Genomic DNA, 21,420 nt, shown 5'->3' on the forward strand with positions numbered 1-21,420 from the left:
GAGAGTGGAACGCTCATCGTGCGCGGATCGTCGCGCGTGGTGTGCAGGGGGCGGCCCGATGAAGGCTTCGGCAAAGAGCGTACACCGCCGCGCACGGCAACGGCTTGACGGCAGGCGGACGGCGGCTTGCCCGGCCGTGCGCCGGCGGCCGGCACGTCAGCCGCCTCAATCCCGCTTCGGCCAGGTTACTTGGGGTCGAATTGTAGCGCAGCCGAGTTGATGCAGTAGCGTAAGCCGGTCGGCGCCGGTCCGTCCTCGAACACGTGGCCCAGATGCGAGCCGCAGTTCTTGCACCGCACCTCGATGCGCAGCATCCCATGCGAGCGGTCGGTGAGCTCCTCGATCACTTCGCCGTTGATCGGCTTGAAGTAGCTCGGCCAGCCGCAGCCCGCGTCGAACTTGGTATCGGATTCGAAGAGCGGCGTGCCGCACGCTACGCAGTCGTAGATGCCGCGGTCCCAATGGTCCCAGTAACGGCCGGTAAACGGACGCTCGGTCGCGCCGTGCCGGGTCACCTGGTATTCGGCCTCGGACAGTTGCTTGCGCCAGTCCGCGTCGTCTTTCTGCACGGCATACGGGGTGGTCTTCGGGTCGTCTGCGTTCATGGTCTCTTCCTGATGAAAGGGCGGGTCGGGCAATGCGTGCCGCGCACGGCCCGGCTCCCTGTTTTGTCGTGTCAGCGGCGAAAAAATGACAGACGCCGCGTCGGTCTTGCTCGTGACGGGCGCGCCGTCACGATGAACAGCTCACTTCGAGCGAGGTCGCCCAGTCGGGCGGTAGCGCCGCATACGCGGCATGCTCGGGCTGTTCGTCGAACGGGCGGCGCAGTATCGCGGCAAGGCGTTCCACTTCGGAGAAGTCTTTTTCCTTCGCGCGGCGTATCGCCGTTTCCGCAAGGTGATTGCGGAGCACGAACTTGGGGTTCACGCGGTTCATTGCAAGCGCGCGCGACGCATCGTCGCGTGCTTCCTGTGACAGCCGCGCGCGGTAGTCGTTCGCCCATGCGTCGAACGCCGCGCGATCGAGAAACAGATCGCGCGCCGCCGCGTCGCCGCGCGCGTCGTGCTTCGACATCTGCGCGAGATGGCGGAAGGTCAGCGTGAAGTCGGCGCGGTTCGCGTGCATGATTTCGAACAGCCGGTTCGCGAGTGCGTCGTCGCCGTCACGCGCGGTCTCGAGCCCGAGCTTGTCGCGCATCCGGCCTTCGAGCGCAGGCGCAAAGCGCGTCTTGAACGCTTCGAGTACGCGCTGCGCGTCTTCGACCGAGCGTTCGCCGCGTTGGCTTTCTTCATACCGTGCGCCGAATAGCGGCAGCAGCGCTTGCGCAAGACAGAAGAGGTTCCAGTACGCGATCTGCGGCTGCATCCGGTACGCGTAGCGGCCTTGCGAGTCCGAATGGTTGCAGATGTAATTCGCGTCGAAGCCGTCGATGAAACCGAACGGACCGTAGTCGATTGTCAGGCCGAGGATCGACATATTGTCCGTGTTCATCACACCGTGACAGAAGCCGACCGCCTGCCATTGCGCGGCCAGGTCCGCGGTGGACAGCACCGCTTCGTTCAACAGCGCGAGATAGGGGTCGTCGTCGTCCTTGCAGGCCGGATAGAAGCGCTCGATGACATGATCGGCGAGCGCGCGCAGCGCATCGATGCGGTCGTTCGACGAGAAGTGCTCGAAGTGGCCGAAACGCACGAAGCTCGGCGACACGCGTGTGACGACCGCCGCCGTTTCCATCTCTTCGCGGCGCACCGGCTGGTCGGAGCCGGTCACGCATAGCGCGCGCGTGGTCGGAATGCCGAGGTGATGCATCGCCTCGGAGCACAGAAACTCGCGAATCGACGAGCGCAGCACGGCGCGGCCGTCGCCCATGCGTGAGTACGGCGTGCGGCCGCTGCCTTTGAGCTGCAGTTCGTAGCGCGCGCCCGCGTGTTCGACTTCGCCGAGGCTGAGCGCGCGGCCGTCGCCGAGCTGGCCGGCCCACACGCCGAACTGATGCCCGGAATAGACCGATGCGTACGGCAGCGCGTCGGCTGCCCATTCGCGCGTCGTATTACCGGAGAAATAGTCGGCGAAGCCGGGCGCGCCGGCGAGCGTCGCGGGAAAGCCCAGCAGTGCGGCGGTGTCCGCGGAGAAGCCGGCCACGTATGGCGCGGGCAGCGGTGCGGCGGGTAAGCGGGTGAGAAATGTCGAGCCGAGTTGCGCGAACGAGCCCTCGCGCTGGCTTTGGATGGCCGCTGCGGCCGCATCGAGCGGGTTCGCCGTGCGTGCGTCGGGCATGTCTGCGGTGCTTGGGGAAAACGTCATGTTGAGCGCCTCTTTAATTGCTGTATTGTAAATCCGCGTGTCTGGCGCTGCTGGCCGCGTATCTGCTTCGCATGATGACAATGACAACCGCTGCAACCATCCTGCATGGGAGGCGTGCCGATGACGGCGTCGCTGCAAGGTCAGATGATGGATATGCCGTTGACGGTGTCCGCACTGCTTGCGCATGCGGCGCGCTTCTACGGTACGGTCGAAATCGTGTCGCGGCGCATCGAAGGGGATTGGCATCGTTACACATACCGCGAATGCGAGCGGCGCGCAAAACGGCTCGCGCAGGCGCTGATCGCGCTCGGGGTGGAACCGGGCGAGCGCGTCGCGACGTTCGCATGGAACGGCTACCGGCATCTCGAAACGTACTACGGTACCGCGGGCTTCGGCGCGGTCTGTCACACCATCAACCCGCGGCTCTTTCCCGAGCAGATCGCGTTCATCATCAATCATGCGCAAGACCGTTACGTGCTGTTCGACATCACGTTCGCGCCGCTGGTCGACAGGCTCGCGCCGCAATGCCCGCAGGTGCGCGGCTGGATTGCGCTGACCGACGACGCGCATCGGCCCGACATGCGCACCCCGGTATCGAGCTACGAGACGCTGCTCGCCCCGCACGACGGCGCGTTCGACTGGCCGCGCATCGACGAGCGCAGCGCGTCTTATCTTTGCTATACATCCGGCACAACCGGCCATCCGAAAGGCGCGCTCTATACGCACCGATCGACGGTGCTGCATGCGTATGGCGCGGCGTTGCCGAATGCGTTGGGCCTGTCCGCCCGCGATGTGGTGATGCCGGTCGTGCCGATGTTCCATGTGAATGCGTGGGGCATTCCGCATGCGGGACCGCTGGCGGGTGCGAAACTGGTGTTGCCCGGCAAGGACCTCGACGGACGCTCGCTTTATGAATTGATGGAAGCCGAGCGCGTGACGTTTTCGGCCGGCGTGCCGACCGTCTGGCTCGGGCTGCTCGCGTATATGAAGGAAGCGGGGGCGCGCTTTTCGTCGCTCGAGCGCATGGTGATCGGCGGCTCCGCGTGCCCGCCCGCGATGCTGCGCGCATTCGAGGACGACTACGGCGTCGAAGTGATCCATGCCTGGGGGATGACCGAGATGTCGCCGCTCGGCTCGCTCGTCAAGCTGACGGGCGAGGAACGCCGGCGGCCGCCCGCCGAGCAGCGCAAACTGCGCGAAAAGCAGGGGCGCGCGGGCTTCGGCGTCGAGATGAAGATTGTCGGCGACGGCGGCCGCGAGCTGCCGTGGGACGGCGTCACGTTCGGCGATCTCCATGTGCGCGGTCCGTGCGTGATCGACCGCTACTACCGCACCGACACGTCGCCGCTTATCGACGGCTGGTTTCCGACCGGCGACGTCGCGACGCTCGACGCCGACGGTTGCCTGCATATCACCGATCGCAGCAAGGACGTGATCAAGTCCGGCGGCGAATGGATCAGCTCGATCGATCTCGAGAATATCGCGGTCGCGCACCCGGCAGTGGCGGAAGCGGCGTGCATCGCGCTCGCGCATCCGCGCTGGAACGAGCGGCCGCTGCTGGTTGTCGTGAAGCGCCCGGATGCGCAGGTGACGCGCGAGGAACTGCTCGCGTTCTACGCGGACAAGGTCGTGAAATGGTGGATCCCCGACGATGTCGTGTTCGTCGACGAACTGCCGCATACGGCCACCGGCAAGCTGCAGAAGCTGACGCTGCGCGAGCAGTGGCGCGACCATGTGCCGCCGTCGGCGCGCGGCGATGCCGACTGCCCGTTGACGGACGTGAGCACGGATCTGAACGCGGATCATGCCGGCTGCGTCCCGCCGAGCGATCGTGCGACGCGCTCGCCGCCTTGATCGCGCGGGTATCGCGCGGGTTGGCGCGAGTTGGTGTTTCGTCCGGGCAAGCCTGATCGAGCCGCCGTACCTTTCTGCGTATCCTGCGCGCCCGTTTGAAGACGTTCTTCGGGAATCGCGGACAATGAGCGATTCGCTCCGCTGAGTCCGCGTGCAAAGGTGCATGCGGCATGCGGTTCTTCCGGGCAAACGGAGGCACGCAGATGGCAGTCGATTACGCGACGCACGACGGCGTTGCCGTCATCACATTGAACAACCCGCCGGTAAACGGTCTCGGCCACGCGACGCGTGCGGGCATCGTCGCGGCGCTCGAGCGCGCGCAGCAGGATCCCGCGCTCGCCGCGATCGTGCTGACCGGCGCCGGCAAGGTGTTTTGCGGCGGCGCCGACATCACCGAATTCAACACGCCGAAAGCGACACAAGCGCCGCTGCTCGGCGCCGTGATCCAGGCGCTCGAACAGAGCGCGAAGCCGGTCGTTGCGGCGCTGCACGGCGTTGCGATGGGCGGCGGTCTCGAACTCGCGCTGGGCGCGCATTACCGCATCGCCGCGCGCGGCGCGCAGATCGCGCTGCCCGAAGTGAAGCTGGGCCTGCTGCCCGGTGCGGGCGGCACACAGCGGTTACCGCGCGCCATCGGCTTGGCGCGCGCGCTCGACATGATCGTGACGGGCACGCCTGCGATGTCCGACACGCTCGCGCAGACCGCGCTATTCGACAAGGTCGTCGACGGCGATCTGCTCGACGCCGCGCTCGCGTTGGCGCGCGACGCCGGGGCACGGCCGGCCCCGCATCCGCGGTTGCGCGAGCGGGCGATCGAGCAGCCGGATGCCGCCGCCTGCTTCCAGGCGGCGCGCGACCGTATCGCGGTGACCGCGAAGCACTTCCCGGCGCCGCACAAATGTATCGATGCGATCGAGGCGGGTGTGCTGAAGGGCTTCGACCACGGGCTTGCCTTCGAGCGCGAATGTTTTGTCGCGCTTGTGCGATCGCCGGAAAGCCGCGCGCTGCGTCATGCATTTTTCGGCGAGCGCGCCGCGAGCAAGATCGCCGATGTGCGCGCCGACACGCCGACCCGGACCATCGCGCGGGTCGCGGTGATCGGCGCGGGCACGATGGGCGGCGGCATCGCGATGAGCTTCGTCAACGCGGGGCTGCCGGTCACGCTGATCGAAGCCGACGAAGACGCGCTGCAGCGCGGTCTCGCGACGATTCGCAAGAATTACGACGCGACGCTCAGGAAGGGCAAGCTCGACGCGCAGGCGGCAACGGAGCGGCTGGAGCGCATTACGCCTTCGCTGTCCTACGACGATCTGACGCATGCGGACCTGATCGTCGAAGCGGTCTTCGAAGATCTCGGCGTGAAGGAGCAGGTGTTCCGGCGCATCGATGCGCTTGCGAAGCCCGGCGCGATTCTCGCGTCGAATACGTCGACGCTCGATCTGAACCGGATTGCCGCGTTCACGCGGCGCCCGCAGGACGTGGTCGGCCTGCATTTCTTCAGTCCGGCCAATGTGATGAAACTGCTCGAGGTCGTGCGCGGCGAAAAGACCGCGAAGGACGTGCTCGCGACCGTAATGAAGCTCGCGAAGACGATCGGCAAGACTGCGGTGGTCGCGGGCGTGTGCGACGGCTTTATCGGCAACCGCATGATCGAGCAGTACATCCGGCAGTCGCTCTTCATGATCGAGGAGGGCGCGTTGCCCGCGCAGGTCGATCGCGCGATCGAGGCGTTCGGGTTCGCGATGGGGCCGTTCCGGATGAGCGACCTCGCCGGCAACGATATCGGCTGGGCGATCCGCAAGCGGCGCTATCGCGAGCAGCCGCAGCATCGCTATCCGACGCTTGCCGACCGGCTGTGCGAGATGGGCCGCTTCGGGCAGAAGACCGGTGGCGGCTGGTATGACTACCAGGCGGGCGACCGGACGGCGCATCCGTCGGCGCTCGTCGACGCGATGATCGTCGCGCACGCGCAGGATCTGGCTAAGCAGACGGACATCCCACGCCGCGAATTGACGGACAGCGAAATCGTCGAGCGGCTCGTGTATGCGCTCGTGAACGAAGGCGCGAAAATTCTCGATGAAGGGATCGCCGCGAAAGCGTCCGATATCGACATGGTGTATCTGACCGGCTATGGCTTTCCGCTGTGGCGCGGCGGACCGATGCTGTATGCGGATACGATCGGTCTTGCCGAGGTCGAGCGCGCGCTGCGCCGCTATGCGGCGCAGTCGCCGAACGGCGACGCATGGGACATCGCACCGGGCCTCGTCGAACGCGCGGCGCAAGGGCGGCGTTTCAATGACTAGCACCGGCGGCGCGTGTTGCAACCGGCATCAGAACGAGGTGAGGCGATGAAGGCGGAAGCGAACTCCGGGGGCAGGCAGGCGGACGATGTGCTGCTGGTCGTCGACCTGCAGAACGACTTTATGCCGGGCGGCGCGCTCGCGGTCGCGCGCGGCGATGAGGTGGTGCCGCTCGCGAACCAGCTTGCGCGACGCTTTAGCCACGTCGTGCTGACGCAGGACTGGCATCCGCGGTCGCATATCTCGTTCGCCGCGAATCATCCGGGGCGCCAACCGTTCGAGTTCATCACGCTGCCTTACGGCGAACAGGTGCTCTGGCCGGTGCATTGCGTGCAGGAAACGCCGGGCGCCGCGTTTCACGCGGGCCTCGATATTCCGCATGCGCGCGCGATCATCCGCAAGGGCCACCACGAGCACGTCGACAGTTATTCGGCCTTCGTCGAAGCGGACCATACGACGTCGACAGGCCTTGCCGGCTATCTGCGCGACGCCGGGGTGAAACGGGTCTGGTGCTGCGGGCTCGCCACTGACTTTTGTGTCGCGTGGTCGTCGCTCGATGCGCGAGCGGCCGGGTTCGACGTGTTCGTCATTGAAGATGCGACACGCGCGATCGACCTCGAGGGCTCGCTCGACGCGGCGTGGCGCGATATGAACGCAGCCGGCGTGCGGCGCCTGCGCGCGGCGCAGGTGCTGGCTTAGCGGGTCTGCACATCCGTTGCGTGCGCAACGGGTCGCGACGGTGACGCACACTGCATCGCACACGGCTTCGCGCCTTGACGCAGCGCGCCGCGTCGCGCATCATCCAGCGGCCCTCGCGTTCCTTTACGTCCCGTGTCCGTTCCGCTCGCTCATTCGCACGCCGTCCATTCACGCAGCATCGTGCAGATTCTGCTCGCGATGTTCTGCTTCGCGCTCGTCGATGCGCTCGCGAAATCGGTCGCGCTGCATTATCCGGCCAACGAGCTGACCTTCTTCCGCATGCTGTTCGGCCTCGCGCCGGCGCTCGCAATGTGCATGCGCGGCGTGCCGCTGCGCGCGCGGCTGAAAACGCTCAATCTGCGCAGACAGACGCTGCGTGCGCTGACCCTGCTCGTCACGCTGGGGCTCTTCTTTGCCGGTCTGCCGTATGCGCCGCTCTCCGAGGCGGTGGCGATTCTCTATTCCGAATCATTGTTCGTCATTGTGCTCGCGCCATTGCTGCTGCACGAGCGGCTGCGGCGGCGCGACGCGGCGGCGGCCGTCATCGGGTTTATCGGCGTGTTGCTGATCGTGCGGCCGAGCGGCAGCCACTCGAGCTGGCTCGGTCCGCTGCTGCTGATTTCCAGCGCCATCACAGGCGCGCTGTCGATCATTCAGATCAAGCGTTTCAAGCCGACCGAGGATTCGAGCGTCGCGGTGCTGTACTTCACGGTGGTCGGCGTGCTCGTCAGCGGGTTGTCGCTGCCGTTTCTATGGCGCACGCCGACGCTCGATGCGCTCGCGATGATGGCGCTGATCGGCGTGCTCGCGGGCACCGGCCAGATCCTGATGACGGTCGCGATCCGGCAGGCGAGCGCCAGTGCGCTCGCGCCGTACAACTACACGAGCATCGTCTGGGCAACGCTGTTCGGTTATCTGGCGTGGGGCGAAACGGTCGGGCCCGTGTCGTTGGCGGGGATGGCGCTTGTGATCGGCAGTTCGGTCGCGGTCGCGTTGCGCGGCAAGCAGGCCGCGGCGCCGCTCGCGTAACGCAAAGCGGCGGCCGGCGCGACGCACGCTGCGTTTATGTGCACGTCATCTGCACCCTCATGCGCAGATGTTGCACCGCTGCGAGCGCATCTGCTCGAGGCGCGACTGCGGCAAGCGCCGCGCGCATCACGAATCCGTGCCGATATACGGAAACGGCACCGACAGCGACCCCTGATCGATAAACCGCGTGCCGCCGGCGAGGCCGATGCCGGAGAGCCGCCCGCGCAGGATGTACTCGATCTGCCCGTATTGCGAGCGGTCGACGAACACGAACAACTGATGGATCGCGCTCATCGCGGAGACCGACACCGGCACGCTCACGACCGTTTCGCCGAACGCCGGCACGCTGCCGGCCGCGGGGCTCACGCCGCTCGCGAACGCCTTGCCGTTCACTTCGAGCTCGACTGAAATGCCGCTGAAGCTGACGGGCGAACCGGACGGATTCTGGATGCGCAGCTTCATATTGAAGCGCACTTCCATGCCCTGGCTGTCGAGCGGCTCGAGGCCCGCGACGTTGACGCGCAGCGGATCCTGGCCGAACCACGCGGCGCAGCCGTTCAACGTGGCGCTCAGCGCGGCCATGGCAAACACGACGACAACGAAGCGGACAAACCGGACGACGCGATCGGAGTACATGGCCGGCACCTCGGGGAGAGCGGGGATGTGGAGGTCATTCTAGCGGGATGGCGGGATTCCGGCGCGATACGGTTACTGACTACATTTGCCTTTGTGTAATCGATTGGATACACTATCGTTACTGGCTCTACTGGCTCTGGCTCTACTGGTAACGGGGGGATTGAAACGAAGAATGAATACGATCAATCAGACCGACGAATTTCGGAACTGGCTGTCTGGCATCAAGGACAAAACCCTGAAGGGTGCGGTAATTGGACGAATCACCCGCGCGGCGCACGGGTCGTTCGGCGATTGTCACGATGTAGGCGACGGCGTGTGGGAGATGAGAGTTCATATTGGAGGAGGCGCACGCCTTTATTACGTGAGGGATGGCTTGACTGTTTATCTATTGATCAGCGGCGGAGGGAAAAAAGGGCAGGACGCCGATATTGCGGCTGCAAAAGCGCTATGGGCATCGATATTGAAGGAGCGCAGGAAATGAGCAAGACGACCGGCATCACCCCATTTGATGCATCGGAGTACCTTGACAACGAGGAAACGATCGCGGCATACCTGACCGACGCGCTTGCATCCGGAAACGAGGATGTCGTGCTCGCCGCCTTCAGGGATGTTGCCAAAGCGCGCGGTATGGCAAGAGTTGCGGCGGACGCCGGTGTGCAACGCGAAAGCCTCTACAAGTCTCTGAATGAGGGGGCCAAGCCACGTTTTGAAACGATCATGAAAGTCGCCGGTGCGCTTGGCGTCCGGCTGGTCTTCCAGGCAAACTATCCTCCGTTGCCGGAGGAGGCCAAACGTGATGCGCGGGCCATGAAAAAGGCGAAGTCGGAGTCGGCGGCGCGCAAGCCGCGTCAAAAAGCCAAGGCCCCGCAGGCCGCCAAGACGGGCAAAGCCGGTGCAGCCAGAAGCACCCGCAAGACCGATCGGGAATCGAAACATGCGCTCGCATGATTTCGATCAGCATGAATGGCAACGTAAATTTGAACATTCAATAATCGACATCAGACAGGTACAGAGATCGTGATCAGACATATCGTGATGTGGAGGTTGAAGGAAAACGCCGAAGGCGCCACGCGTGCGGAAAACGCGGTGAAGCTGAAGGAAAAGCTCGAAGGCTGCCGCTCGATTGTGCCCGGCATCCTGCATCTCGAAGCCGGAATTGCGAAGCCCGGCCTCGAATCCACGTACGACGTCGTGCTGGTCTCCGATTTCACCGACAAGGCCGCGCTCGACGCTTATCAGGTCCACCCGACGCACGAAGCGCTGAAGGCGTTTGTCGGCAAGGTGCGCGAGTCGCGCGAATGCGTCGATTACGAAGTGTGATGCCCTCTTATGAATGAATCGCAACACGCAGCGCCGCACAGCGGCGCCGCCGCCACGCCGGTCATCGAAAGCCCGTTTGTCGATCATCTCGGCGTGCGCGTGGTATCCGCCGCGGACGGTGCGAGCGAAGTCGTGCTGCCGCTCGCGCCGGACCACCTGAATACGTGGAATGTCGCGCACGGCGGCGTCACGATGACGCTCGCCGACGTCGCGCTGGCGATGGCCGCGCGCAGTCTCTCCGCGCACGGCATCGGCGTAGTCACCGTCGAAATGAAGGTGAATTTCATGCAGCCGGGGCGCGGCGAGTTGCGCGCGACCGGCCGCGTGCTGCATCGCTCCACGACGATGGCCTACTGTGAAGGCGAGATTCGCGATAGCGAAGGGCACTTCGTCGCGAAGGCGCTCGGCACGTTCAAGTACATGCGGCGGCTCGCGGTCGGCCGCGATGTCGTGCAGCAGCGCTTGCGCACCGACCCGTCGGCGAAGCCCGGACCGAGCGACGGTTGACGCTTTCCCGGCGTGCTCAAAGGGCAGAGTTTCCGTAAGCAGATCGTCAAGCTGATCTGAGCGCGACCTCATGTACCCGATGTATTGATCGCTTACGTCGCGCTGAGCGCTGCGGGTGCGCAACGCACGCGCGTGGTGCGCTTGTGTGAACGATTCGTCAAAAGAATGTTGCTGTGAGCAGATATTGCTTGAGGCAAATTTCGTAACAGCAGAATAGTCCTCGCATGCTCAATGAATCGGACGACGCCGCCTGCTCATAAGGTCGCCCGATTATTTCGGCTTGCATATTATTTCCATGCGAGGACGAATCGGATGAAAACGACAGATTCAGCAATGCCGCCGTTATCACAGACGATGTACGGCGAAGCGCAAGCCACCGGCGAGGCATCCGGAAAAGCGCCACAGATCAAGACAGATGCACGGCAACGCAATACACGGGAAGCTTCTGCCGCGCCCCCGCGCCGGCTCCGGTTTCCGCCGCCGCCCCCGCCGCCGCCGCGCACCAACGCTGTTAATCAGAACGACAGCGGGGTAACACGCGTCCGCTTGCAGGGCATCGGAATCAAGACGAGCTACACCTTGAAAGAGGTATTGAGGATGACAGGCGATGCTTTTGAAAAGCCTTTCACCTCGTTTCTAACTTATATGTCGAACGCCGGATCGCTGCTGATAGACGGGAAACCTGCCACGCAAAGCCAGAAGGACGCAATTGAAAGGATTACCAGCAAGTTCGATGCAGTCGTGGGTCTTGCGTCGAGGAGTGGGCAAATGCAATTGGCGGGAAAAATACTGCATCGGATAAACGATGCCGCTCATGGTAAGCCGTTCTCAAGAGAGGACATGGCGAGCGACCTGCTGGACGGTGTCTCGAGTGTCGACGTCAAGCTTCCAGACTTCAAGGGAGAAATGCCCGGGCGTTTGGGCAGCCCATCGTTGCAGTCTTCGTCAGCCGAGGCGTCCGGTAGCGAACCCGCTGCATCTGAAGTCGGCAAGGAGTCCGTGTCGTTGTTAAAGCAACTGGTCAGGCGTGGGCCGCCCGACCTCGTTCCTGCGGCGAACCGGCAGGCGGATCAGCAACGCATTGACGCGTTCTGCGGTCCGGTTTCCTTCTATAGAAAAGATCGCGAGGCGCCCGCTCCTGACTTTCCGTCCGTCATTCATGCAACCGAATACAAGGACCGGCGTAACGTGCTGACGGTCGGCAAAGGCAAGGACCTGACCTTTTACGACGCCGAGGAGAAGGCGGGCGTGAATGGCGACAAGGCGGCCGACATGACGCCCGAACTGGCGAATGCCAGCGTGATCCAGCTGGGCAGCGGCAAGGACGGCGTGGCGGCGGTCAACGTGTGCTTTGAAGATCTGGCTCCGGGTTCGACCACGATCGTGAGCAGCGGGCCCATGCGCGGCAGCACGATGTTGTTTACGGCGGATGAAACGGGATTTTCCGCCTACCATGCGGGCGCGTCGAAACAGACGCGCGCGAAAGCCGCGGACGCAGAGGCGTCCAGTATCGCGGAAGCTCATGAACGCTTCGGATCGACCCACGCCGATGCCACGCCGCAGCAAAACGGTATGGATGCGCTTTATCGTGCGGCGACATCCCATCCGTTCTCTGCAATCGTTTCCAGCTATGGCGATCCGCCGGCAGGTCAACCGCACCCGAAGTACGCGCCTTCGAACGACGCCGGTTTGGGCGCTGACGGGAGGCCGTGGAGCATGATGAATTTCAACTATGTCGGTGCGGACCAGAGTCCCCGCGAGGTCGGCAGCGCCGAAGCCATCATAAGAAAAGACGAGAATGGCAAAATCACCGTGCAGGTGTTGGCGGAAAGAGGCAAGTTGGGTTACAAACCCACCCGCGGCTGGAGCACCTCGCCGACTGCTTCATTCAACTATCGTCAGCTCGAGAGTGCTGTCGGACGTTATTCGGTGGACCACGCTTAGTTCTGGCTGCGCAGTGTCCGGCTGCAAGCCGGTGCGCGCGCCGCGTCGCGCCATATGGGGAGAGTAGGGATGTTCGATTTCGCAGGCAAGGTCGCCGTGATCACCGGCGCGGCGAGCGGCTTTGGCCGCGCGTTCGCGGACAAGGGCGCGGCGCTCGGCATGAAACTCGTGCTGGCCGACGTGGATGACGCAGCGCTCGCACGCGCGGTCGATGAACTGCATGCGGCCGGCGCCGACGCGATCGGGGTGCGCACCGACGTGTCGCGCGGCGACGAGGTCGAAGCGCTCGCGCAAGCGGCGCTCGACGCGTTCGGCCGCGTGCATCTGCTGTTCAATAACGCGGGCGTCGGCGCACTCGGTTACATGTGGGAGTGCTCGGCGAACGACTGGTCGTGGGTGTTCGGCGTCAACGTGATGGGCGTCGCGCATGGCGTGCGCGTCTTTACGCCGATCATGCTGCGACAGAACGAGCCGGCGCATATCGTCAATACCGCGTCGGTAGCGGGGCTGCTGTCGCCATCCGCGATGGGCATCTACAACGCGTCGAAGCATGCGGTCGTGTCGCTGACCGAGACGCTCTATCACGATCTGCACCTCGCGGGCGCGCCGGTCGGCTGCTCGCTGCTGTGTCCCGCGTATGTGCCGACCGGCATTACCGAGTCCGAGCGCGGGCGTCCGGCCGAACTGCGCGATGACGCACCGCCGAGCGAGTCGCGCCGCGCCGCGGACCGGCAACTGCAACGCGCCGTACGGGCGGGCAAAAAGAGCGCGGCCGAGATCGCCGAACTCACGTTCGACGCGGTGCGCGACGGGCGCTTCTACATCGTCACGCATGCGTCGATTCTCGAAGCGGTGAAACTGCGCCACACGGATATCGAAGAACGCCGTGGGCCGACCGACCCGATGTCGCTGCGGCGCGAGGCGAAGCGCGACGCGTGATCGACTGCGTGTCACGCGCGCGTATGCCGTCGAGACCTTCGTGGCATCATTGCCCGCTCCGTCACCGCACGGCGTACACGCCGCTCATAGCACGATGCCGCTCAACCCGAAGATCAAGGAAATCCTCGAGATGATCGGGCGCGCGAAGCGCCCCGAGTATCACGCGTTGACCGCGCAGCAGGCACGCGCATCATACGAAAAGAGCGCGCCGATTCTCGAGATCGCGAGCGCGCCGATGTTTTCGGTCGAAGATCTTGCGGCGCCGGTGCGTGACGGCGCGACGATCCGCGTGCGGCTATATCAACCGGTCGAGCCGCAGTGGGCGCAACCGTCGCCCGCGTTGGTCTATTTTCATGGCGGCGGTTTTACGGTCGGCAGCGTCGCGACGCACGACGCGCTGTGCCGGATGTTCGCGCGCGACGCGCAATGCGCGGTGCTGTCGGTCGACTATCGGCTCGCGCCCGAACACAGGTTCCCGACCGCCGTCGACGATGCATTCGATGCGCTGCGCTGGCTGCGCGAGCAGGCGGCCGGGTTCGGCATCGACGCGTCGCGCATCGCGCTCGGCGGCGACAGCGCGGGCGGCACGCTCGCGACGGTCTGCGCGGTGCTCGCGCGCGATGCGGGCATGCCGGTCGCCCTGCAATTGCTGATCTACCCGGGCACGACGAGCCATCAGCAGACCGATTCGCACGCACGTTTTGCCGATGGGTTTCTGCTGTCGGCCACGACGATCCAATGGTTTTTCGCGCAGTATCTGCGCGATGCCGACGACCGTCGCGACTGGCGCTTCGCGCCGCTCGACGGCACGCGCGGCGCGCCGGACTTCGCCGGCGTCGCGCCCGCGTGGATCGCGACCGCCGAATACGATCCGTTGAGCGACGAGGGCGTCGCGTACGCGGACAAGCTGCGTGCGGCGGGCAATGCGGTCACGCTCAAACGCTACGACGGGATGATCCACGAGTTCTTCAAGATGGGCGGCTACGTGCCCGAGGTCGCGCAGGCGCATGCCGATGCTGCCGCCGCATTGCGGGCGGCGTTCGGCATCGAGTGAACGAAGAACGGCTCGCGCGGCGCTAGGCGGCAGCACGCCGCGCGCCTTCGATATCGAACGTAAAGCTGCGCTCGTAATCGCCGGGGCGTTTGATGCGGTGCGAGCCGTTGTCGTCGCTGCGCTCGACGGTTTGCACACGCAGACGTCCGTCTTGCGCGAGCACGCGCAACGCGGTCGTGCCGCGCGTGCCGTAGTCGGGCGATTCGATAAACGGCGCGGACCACGCGCGTTCGAGTTCCAGCGATATGCCGGTCGCCGGCAATTCGTCGTCGCGGGCGATACGCGTATCGCGCATCAAGTCGATCAGACGGTCGAGCGGCGCGACCGGGTCGGCGGCGAGCGTATCGGCGAGCGCCGCGCGCTGGTTGACGAGCTTTGGCCACGGCGTGTCGAGCACCGCATTCGAGATGCCGTGCGTGCCCTCGGCCAGCAGCGCCGGTGCCTGCGGCGAGCGGTTGCAGTACCACGCGAGCTCGCGCCGCGTCCAGTCGCCGACCAGCAGGTTGAAGCCGTTGTACAGGTCGCCGTTTTGCGCGACCTCGTGCAGATAAGCGAGCGGCGTTGCGCCCGGCTCGCGCATCAGCCAGTGGCTGACAAGCGTGCCGCGCGTCGGCGCATCGGGACGTGTCGTATGCGGCGAGCGGTAGTTGGTCAGCGCGGCGAAGCGGCCGTCGCGCGTCATGCCGAGCCATGTGCCGCCGCCCGTCAGGTCGCGGCCGGCGAGCAGCGCCGGCGCGTCCTGCCACCAGTGCATCGGTTCGGCGGGGCGGCGCAGGAATTCGTCGCGGTTCGCGGTAAGCGTGAAAAGCGGGCCGCCGGTTGCGGCGGGCCGCCAGTCGAAGACGATCAGACACATCGCGTGAAGTCGCCGGTTTGAGAGTTGAAATGAGTGGCGGGCTAACCACAGCGACGTGGTGGCCGTTTTTGTGTATTCAACCCTGCATCGGCCATGTGCGCAACTGAGGCGCGACTGACATGCAACGGCGGCACATCGGCGGCACATCGGCGCGGCCGTCGCGCGCATGGGCGCGGGCGTCGGCGGGCGTGTCGCCAGGAAGAGGTGGGCGCCTGGGCTGGCGCGCCGTCGGGAGGGGGAGCCTGTCGACGGGTTTCGTCGACAGGCGGGGTGTGCTCAGGCGTCGGACGGCAGCGCGTATGGCAGCGGCAGGAATGCGAGCGCTGGACCCTCGCCGCCGCCGAGGTGGACCGTGCCGTTTTCAAGGGCCACGAGCTTGATTTCGACCAGCATATCGACGCCGCCGTCCGGCGCCGCGGCCGCGTTGACGACCATGCCGCACGGCTGGCTCGGGTCGTCCGAGTGAAACAGTTCGCTGCCCGCCAGCACGGTCTCGGGCTCGCCTGCGACGTTCGCGAGTGCGGTGCGCCGTTTGATCGTGCCGCGGTACTGGCTGCGCGCGACCACTTCCTGGCCGGGGTAGCAGCCCTTGCGGAAGTTCACGCCGCCGAGCACGTCGAAGTTGATCATCTGCGGGACGAACTGCTCGGCCACGCGTTGCGTGATGCGCGGCTCGCCTGCGCGGATGTCGAGCCAGTCCCATACGGCAGCCGACGCGCGCGCGAGCTTCGCGTCGAGCGCGGGCAGATGCGCCTCGACCTGCGCCTTCGGTCCGATCCACAAATAACGCAAACGGCCGGCCGCGTCGGGCACGCGGATGAGCGACCCGGCGGGCCCGTCGACCTTGACGTGCACGCCGTCGGGCAATGCGTCGAACACGCCGGACAGCGCGCCACGCACGTCGCCGGCCAAGCCGACCACGGCGAGTGCGCCGCTCGCGTCGGCAAGCTTCGCTTTCGCGCGCAGCACGAACATCGACAGGCGCTTTTGCACGGCCGCCTGCACGTCCCGCGACACCAGCAGACGGATCGCGTCGCCCGCGCGCCATGTGAGGAACGATGCGAGCAGACGTCCCTTCGCCGTGCAGTAGCCCGCGAGGCGGGCGCTTGCCGCGTCGAGGTGCTGGGTGTCGTTGGTGAGCTGGCTGTGCAGGAAGGCGGCGGCATCGTCGCCGGTCACGTCGATGACGCCGAACTGCGTGAGCGGCATATAAGCGCCGCGCGCGAGCGCCGCATCGAACTCGTCGCGGCCCGGCCGCGGCAACGGTGTGAGCGGGAACGCGGCCTGGGCGGACGCGGCGGCTGCAAGCGGCGCGCCTGCCGCGGCGCCGGCTACCGCACTACCGGCCGCCTGAGCACCGGCCGCCTGAGCACCGGCCGCAGGCGTACCGGCCGCGGCAATCGCAGACGGATCGGATGCGTGGGACGTGTCTCGCGCGGCACCCGAAGCTGTGCCGGACGCGGTATTCGAGCTCACTGCGTTTGAACTTTCGGTGTCCGGGCCTTGATGCGGGCCGGAGGCGGAAACAGAAGCGAAATCGTGCGGTGCATTCATGGACGCGGAAACCCCGAGGGTCATGCATGACTAAGGGTAAGGCAACCAGCTATTATATGGGTCTTCACCTGAGCCTTGTCCCGCATGACCCTTTTGAAGAAATGTCTCCTGGCCGGCGCGGCGCTCGTCGTGCTGGCCGCGGCAGCTGCCGCTGGCGGATATCACTGGGCCACCACACCGGTCAATCTGGCCTCTCCCCAACTGGACGTCACGCTCAAGCCGCACAGCAGCCTGCGCAGCGTCACCGCGCAGCTGAACCGCGGCGGCGTGCCCGTCGCGCCGGAACTGTTCGTGCTGATGGCGCGCGCGCTCGGGCTGCAAGCGGCGCTGAAATCGGGCAACTACGAGTTCAGGAGCGGCATCACGCCGTACGAGGTGCTGCAGAAAATTGCGCGCGGCGATGTGAACGAATACGTGGCGACGGTGATCGAAGGCTGGACCTTCAAGCGGATGCGTGCGGAACTGGACGCGAATCCGGCGTTACGGCACGATTCCGCGGGATTGTCGGATGCGGACCTGCTCAAGGCGATCGGCGTGCCGCCAACGCCGGGCGGCAACGCGGAAGGGCTGTTCTTCCCGGACACCTATCTATTCGACAAGGACACGAGCGACCTCGACGTCTATCGCCGTGCGTACCGGCTGATGCAACTGCGCATCGACGAAGCGTGGTCGAGCCGCGCGGCGGGGCTGCCGTACCGCACGCCGTACGAGGCGCTGACGATGGCGTCGATCATCGAGAAGGAAACCGGCAGGGCGTCGGACCGGCCGATGGTGGCCGGTGTGTTCGCGAACCGGCTGCGGGTCGGCATGCCGCTGCAGACGGATCCCTCGGTAATCTACGGAATGGGCGACGGCTACACCGGGCATTTGCACAAGCGCGACCTGCTGACGGACACTCCTTACAATACCTACACGCGAACGGGATTACCGCCGACGCCGATTTCTCTGCCGGGCGTCGCGTCGCTGCAAGCGGCGCTGAACCCGGCGCAGACGAGTGCACTGTACTTCGTGTCGCGCGGCGACGGCAGCAGCATTTTTTCAGACACACTCGGCGATCACAACAAGGCCGTCGACAAATACATTCGAGGGCAATGATGGCGCGCGGCAAATTCATCACATTCGAAGGCATCGACGGTGCGGGCAAGACCACGCATCTTGCCTGGTTCCGGGAACGGCTCGAGGCGAAACTCGCGCCGGGCGGCCGTTCAGTCGTGGTGACGCGCGAACCGGGCGGCACGCCGCTCGGCGAAGCGCTGCGCGAGATCCTGCTGCATCAGGGCATGGATCTCGAAACCGAAGCATTGTTGATGTTCGCGGCGCGCCGCGAGCATCTCGCGCAGGTCATCGAGCCCGCGCTCGCGCGCGGCGACTGGGTGCTGTCCGACCGCTTCACCGATGCAACCTTCGCGTACCAGGGCGGCGGCCGCGGGCTGCCGCGCGATAAGCTCGAAGCGCTCGAGCGTTGGGTGCAGGGCGGCTTCCAGCCGGACTTGACCGTGCTGTTCGACGTGCCGCCGGATACCGCCAGCGCACGGCGCAGCGCGGCGCGCGTGCCGGACCGTTTCGAAGGCGAAACGGACGCGTTCTTTGCACGCACGCGCGCGGAATATCTGCGGCGCGCAGAAGAAGCACCGTACCGGTTCGCAATCGTCGATTCGACGCTGAGCGTGCCGTATATTCAGAAGCAACTTGAAGAACTGATTGCAAGTATCTGAATTTAAAACATGATCTACCCTTGGCAAACCGACGAATGGGGCCGTCTGCAGGCGTTGCGCGACGCGTGGCCTCACGCGCTGCTGCTGCATGGCCAGGCGGGCATCGGCAAGCTCCACTTCGCGCAGCACGTCGCGCAGGGCCTGCTGTGCGAGGCGCCGCAGGCCGACGGCCAGCCATGCGGCCAGTGCGCGGCCTGCCGCTGGTTCGTGCAAGGCAATCATCCGGACTACCGGATCGTGTTGCCCGAGGCGCTCGCCGCGGAGGCGGGCTTCGTGGCGGCGGCGGGCGGCGACGAGAAGGCGGATAAAGCAGCGGAAAAGGCCGACGCCGACGACGGCAAGAAGACCCGTGCGCCGAGCAAGGAAATCCGTATCGAACAGGTGCGTGCGCTGCTGGACTTTTGCGGGGTCGGCTCGCATCGCGGCGGCGTGCGCGTCGTCGTGCTGTATCCGGCCGAGGCGCTCAATGTCGCGGCCGCGAACGCGCTGCTGAAAACGCTCGAGGAACCGCCCGCGGGCGTCGTGTTCCTGGTGGTGTCCGCGCGCATCGACCGGCTGTTGCCGACCATCATCAGCCGCTGCCGGCAGTGGCCGATGCCGACCCCCGCGCCCGACGCGGCGGCCGCGTGGCTGGCCGCGCAAGGTACGGGCGACGCGCGTGCATTGCTGGCGGAAGCGGGCGGCGCGCCGCTCGCGGCGCTTGCGCTTGCGCGCGACGAAAACCGCGCGCTGCGCGACTGGACGCTGCAGCAGCTTGGGGCCGGCCGCGACTGCGATCCATTCGCGTGCGGTGAAACGCTGCAAAAGCTGCCGGTGCCGCTCGTGCTCGGCTGGCTGCAGCGCTGGCTATACGATCTGCTCGCGCAGCGCAGCGCCGGCACGCCGCGCTATTTTCCGGATGCATCAGCTGCGCTCGCGCGCTGCGCCGCGCAGACGGACGCCGCGGCGTTCGCGCGTTTCATGAAGACCGTCACGCGGCAACGCGCCGTCGAGAACCATCCGTTGAACGCGCGACTGGTCTTCGAGGAACTGTTTTTCGGCTATCGCGACCTGTTCGCGTAGCCGCTGGATGCGGCTGTGCGCCGCCGTCGCAGAACCGGCCCATCGTCCGCGCCGCATGAACAGCGGTTCGTGAGACGTTGCGGCGGGGATTGACGCGAGGGTGTTTCGAACTTTGTTTGACCCGCTTGACCCGCTTCTACCTGCTTGACCTGCGACCTGCCTGACCCGTTTTGACCATAACAATCGACCGTACCGAGCCATGACGCTTTCTTACCGCGACGCCACGCCCGACGATCTGCCCGCGATCGTCGCCATCTATAACTCGACTGTGCCGTCGCGCGAAGTGACCGCGGATCTCGAACCGGTCAGCATCGACAGCCGGCGCGCGTGGTTCGATGCGCATGGACCAGAGCGGCGGCCGTTGTGGGTGGTCGAGGAAGGCGCCCGTGTGATCGCGTGGTTGAGCTTTTCCGATTTCTACGGGCGGCCGGCGTATGGGCGCACCGCCGAAGTCAGCATCTATCTGGACGAAAGCGCGCGCGGTAAAGGGCTCGGCAAGACGCTGCTCAAAGCGGCGCTCGAGGCGGCGCCGGGTCTGTCCATCGATACCGTGCTCGGCTTCGTGTTCGGCCATAACGAGCCGAGCCTGCGCCTGTTCCACGGCTTCGGCTTCGCGGACTGGGGCGTGCTGCCGCGCGTGGCGGTGCTCGACGGCATCGAGCGGGACCTCGTGATTCTCGGGCGGCGTCTCGCCGCGTAACGTTCGCGCGACGGTGCACCGGCGCGGCCGCGAGGCCAGCATGATCGCGCACGACCGGCGCTGCGACGCCTCATCTCATCGCGCGCCACACCAATCAGGATTTGCCATGTTTGTCGACTCACACTGTCATATCAATTTCGAAGGACTCGCCGAGCGCCTGCCCGAGGTGCTCGACAGAATGCGCGAGCATGCGGTCACGCATGCGCTGTGCGTGTCGGTGGATCTCGAAACGCTGCCGTCGGTGCTCGAAATTGCCGAACAACACGACAATATCTACGCGTCGGTCGGCGTGCACCCGGACCACGAGGACGCGCGCGAGCCGACGGTCGCCGAACTGGTCGACCTGGCCGCGCATCCGAAAGTGATCGCGATCGGCGAGACGGGGCTCGACTACTATCGCCTCGAAGGCCGCTCGATCGCCGATATGGAATGGCAGCGCGAGCGTTTTCGCACGCACATCCGCGCCGCGCACGCGACGAACAAGCCGCTGATCATCCATACCCGCGCGTCGGCCGACGACACGCTGCGCATCATGGCCGAAGAGCGCGCGAGCGAGCCGGGCGGCGTGATGCATTGCTTCACCGAAGCGTGGCCGGTCGCCGAACAGGCGCTCGCGCAGAACTTCTACATTTCGCTGTCCGGCATTGTCACGTTCAAGAGCGCGGTGGACGTGCAGGACGTCGCGCGCCGCGTGCCGCTCGAGCGTTTGCTGATCGAAACCGACTCGCCGTACCTCGCGCCGGTGCCATATCGAGGCAAGCCCAATGAACCTGCGTACGTCAGTTTTGTCGGACGCTTCATCGCGCAGCAGCGCGAGATGCCGGACACGGAGCTGGCTGCGGCCACGACGCGCAACTTCTTCCGTCTGTTCGGTCTTCAGGCACCCGCGGGCGCCTGAATCCGGTCTGGGCAGTTTTTGCCTTGATATCAATAAGATACTGAATATT

The 21,420-nt window shown here is 65.5% G+C and carries 21 protein-coding genes; 16 read left to right on the plus strand and 5 right to left on the minus strand.

What is annotated here, in order from left to right; all coding sequences use genetic code 11:
• Nucleotides 1-185 precede the first annotated feature (185 nt).
• Nucleotides 186-605 (minus strand): peptide-methionine (R)-S-oxide reductase MsrB, encoded by a 420-nt coding sequence (msrB, locus tag HV675_RS13900; protein WP_175111492.1) that lies wholly within the window; start codon nucleotides 603-605, stop codon nucleotides 186-188.
• 127 nt (nucleotides 606-732) lie between these two features.
• Entirely contained in the window at nucleotides 733-2,304 is a 1,572-nt protein-coding gene (locus tag HV675_RS13905; RefSeq protein ID WP_175111493.1) for a protein adenylyltransferase SelO, read from the minus strand.
• Nucleotides 2,305-2,424: 120 nt separating this feature from the next.
• On the opposite strand from HV675_RS13905, the gene HV675_RS13910 reads away from it, so the two are divergent.
• The 4 genes from HV675_RS13910 to HV675_RS13925 all read left to right on the plus strand — a co-directional run bounded on the left by HV675_RS13910 (nucleotide 2,425) and on the right by HV675_RS13925 (nucleotide 8,186).
• Nucleotides 2,425-4,158 carry a 3-(methylthio)propionyl-CoA ligase gene (locus HV675_RS13910; protein WP_175111494.1) on the plus strand — a complete coding sequence of 578 codons (1,734 nt, stop codon included), beginning with the start codon at nucleotides 2,425-2,427 and terminating at the stop codon, nucleotides 4,156-4,158.
• A 203-nt stretch (nucleotides 4,159-4,361) separates the two neighbouring features.
• Nucleotides 4,362-6,461, plus strand: a complete 2,100-nt coding sequence (locus tag HV675_RS13915) for a 3-hydroxyacyl-CoA dehydrogenase NAD-binding domain-containing protein (protein ID WP_175111495.1) — start codon at nucleotides 4,362-4,364, stop codon at nucleotides 6,459-6,461.
• A 45-nt stretch (nucleotides 6,462-6,506) separates the two neighbouring features.
• Complete coding sequence (gene pncA, locus HV675_RS13920; RefSeq protein ID WP_175111496.1) at nucleotides 6,507-7,157, plus strand: bifunctional nicotinamidase/pyrazinamidase; 651 nt, start codon at nucleotides 6,507-6,509, stop codon at nucleotides 7,155-7,157.
• 132 nt (nucleotides 7,158-7,289) lie between these two features.
• A complete protein-coding gene (locus HV675_RS13925; RefSeq protein ID WP_377700721.1) occupies nucleotides 7,290-8,186 on the plus strand; it encodes a DMT family transporter in 897 nt (298 codons plus the stop codon).
• Between the two features lie 126 nt (nucleotides 8,187-8,312).
• On the opposite strand, the gene HV675_RS13930 is transcribed toward HV675_RS13925, so the two are convergent.
• Complete coding sequence (locus tag HV675_RS13930; protein WP_175111497.1) at nucleotides 8,313-8,822, minus strand: LEA/WHy family protein; 510 nt, start codon at nucleotides 8,820-8,822, stop codon at nucleotides 8,313-8,315.
• Nucleotides 8,823-8,994: 172 nt separating this feature from the next.
• Here HV675_RS13930 and HV675_RS13935 point away from each other — a divergent pair, with 172 nt between their 5' ends.
• The 7 genes from HV675_RS13935 to HV675_RS13965 all read left to right on the plus strand — a co-directional run bounded on the left by HV675_RS13935 (nucleotide 8,995) and on the right by HV675_RS13965 (nucleotide 14,586).
• Nucleotides 8,995-9,303, plus strand: a complete 309-nt coding sequence (locus HV675_RS13935; protein WP_175111498.1) for a type II toxin-antitoxin system RelE/ParE family toxin — start codon at nucleotides 8,995-8,997, stop codon at nucleotides 9,301-9,303.
• Nucleotides 9,300-9,770: an addiction module antidote protein gene (locus HV675_RS32945; RefSeq protein ID WP_175111499.1), complete on the plus strand. Its 471-nt coding sequence runs from the start codon at nucleotides 9,300-9,302 to the stop codon at nucleotides 9,768-9,770. Before HV675_RS13935 ends, HV675_RS32945 begins: the two co-directional genes overlap by 4 nt.
• A gap of 69 nt (nucleotides 9,771-9,839) precedes the next feature.
• The gene (locus tag HV675_RS13945) at nucleotides 9,840-10,142 is read left to right on the plus strand and encodes a Dabb family protein (RefSeq protein WP_175111500.1); all 303 of its coding nucleotides are present in this window, start codon (nucleotides 9,840-9,842) and stop codon (nucleotides 10,140-10,142) included.
• 9 nt (nucleotides 10,143-10,151) lie between these two features.
• Complete coding sequence (locus HV675_RS13950; protein ID WP_175111501.1) at nucleotides 10,152-10,649, plus strand: PaaI family thioesterase; 498 nt, start codon at nucleotides 10,152-10,154, stop codon at nucleotides 10,647-10,649.
• Nucleotides 10,650-10,961: 312 nt separating this feature from the next.
• Nucleotides 10,962-12,593, plus strand: coding sequence for a cytotoxic necrotizing factor Rho-activating domain-containing protein (locus HV675_RS13955; protein WP_175111502.1), 1,632 nt, complete (start codon nucleotides 10,962-10,964; stop codon nucleotides 12,591-12,593).
• A gap of 69 nt (nucleotides 12,594-12,662) precedes the next feature.
• The gene (locus HV675_RS13960) at nucleotides 12,663-13,532 is read left to right on the plus strand and encodes an SDR family oxidoreductase (RefSeq protein ID WP_175111503.1); all 870 of its coding nucleotides are present in this window, start codon (nucleotides 12,663-12,665) and stop codon (nucleotides 13,530-13,532) included.
• Nucleotides 13,533-13,626: 94 nt separating this feature from the next.
• Nucleotides 13,627-14,586: an alpha/beta hydrolase gene (locus tag HV675_RS13965; RefSeq protein ID WP_175111524.1), complete on the plus strand. Its 960-nt coding sequence runs from the start codon at nucleotides 13,627-13,629 to the stop codon at nucleotides 14,584-14,586.
• A 22-nt stretch (nucleotides 14,587-14,608) separates the two neighbouring features.
• Here HV675_RS13965 and HV675_RS13970 read toward each other — a convergent pair whose 3' ends face one another.
• On the minus strand, nucleotides 14,609-15,442 hold the full coding sequence (locus HV675_RS13970) for an NRDE family protein (protein WP_175111504.1): 834 nt from the start codon (nucleotides 15,440-15,442) through the stop codon (nucleotides 14,609-14,611).
• A gap of 276 nt (nucleotides 15,443-15,718) precedes the next feature.
• Nucleotides 15,719-16,705 carry a CAF17-like 4Fe-4S cluster assembly/insertion protein YgfZ gene (gene ygfZ / locus HV675_RS13975; RefSeq protein ID WP_446687012.1) on the minus strand — a complete coding sequence of 329 codons (987 nt, stop codon included), beginning with the start codon at nucleotides 16,703-16,705 and terminating at the stop codon, nucleotides 15,719-15,721.
• 375 nt (nucleotides 16,706-17,080) lie between these two features.
• Between ygfZ and mltG the strand changes: the two genes are divergently transcribed.
• From mltG to HV675_RS14000, 5 genes are all read left to right on the plus strand, one after another.
• Nucleotides 17,081-18,091 (plus strand): endolytic transglycosylase MltG, encoded by a 1,011-nt coding sequence (gene mltG / locus HV675_RS13980; RefSeq protein WP_175111505.1) that lies wholly within the window; start codon nucleotides 17,081-17,083, stop codon nucleotides 18,089-18,091.
• On the plus strand, nucleotides 18,091-18,711 hold the full coding sequence (gene tmk, locus HV675_RS13985; protein WP_175111506.1) for a dTMP kinase: 621 nt from the start codon (nucleotides 18,091-18,093) through the stop codon (nucleotides 18,709-18,711). Before mltG ends, tmk begins: the two co-directional genes overlap by 1 nt.
• Nucleotides 18,712-18,720: 9 nt before the next feature.
• Nucleotides 18,721-19,773 carry a DNA polymerase III subunit delta' gene (locus HV675_RS13990; protein ID WP_175111507.1) on the plus strand — a complete coding sequence of 351 codons (1,053 nt, stop codon included), beginning with the start codon at nucleotides 18,721-18,723 and terminating at the stop codon, nucleotides 19,771-19,773.
• 199 nt (nucleotides 19,774-19,972) lie between these two features.
• Entirely contained in the window at nucleotides 19,973-20,473 is a 501-nt protein-coding gene (locus HV675_RS13995) for a GNAT family N-acetyltransferase (RefSeq protein WP_175111508.1), read from the plus strand.
• A gap of 106 nt (nucleotides 20,474-20,579) precedes the next feature.
• Entirely contained in the window at nucleotides 20,580-21,371 is a 792-nt protein-coding gene (locus HV675_RS14000; RefSeq protein ID WP_175111509.1) for a TatD family hydrolase, read from the plus strand.
• Nucleotides 21,372-21,420: the final 49 nt, after the last annotated feature.

This window comes from Paraburkholderia solisilvae (genome assembly GCF_902859875.1).
Classification (GTDB): Bacteria; Pseudomonadota; Gammaproteobacteria; order Burkholderiales; family Burkholderiaceae; genus Paraburkholderia; species Paraburkholderia solisilvae.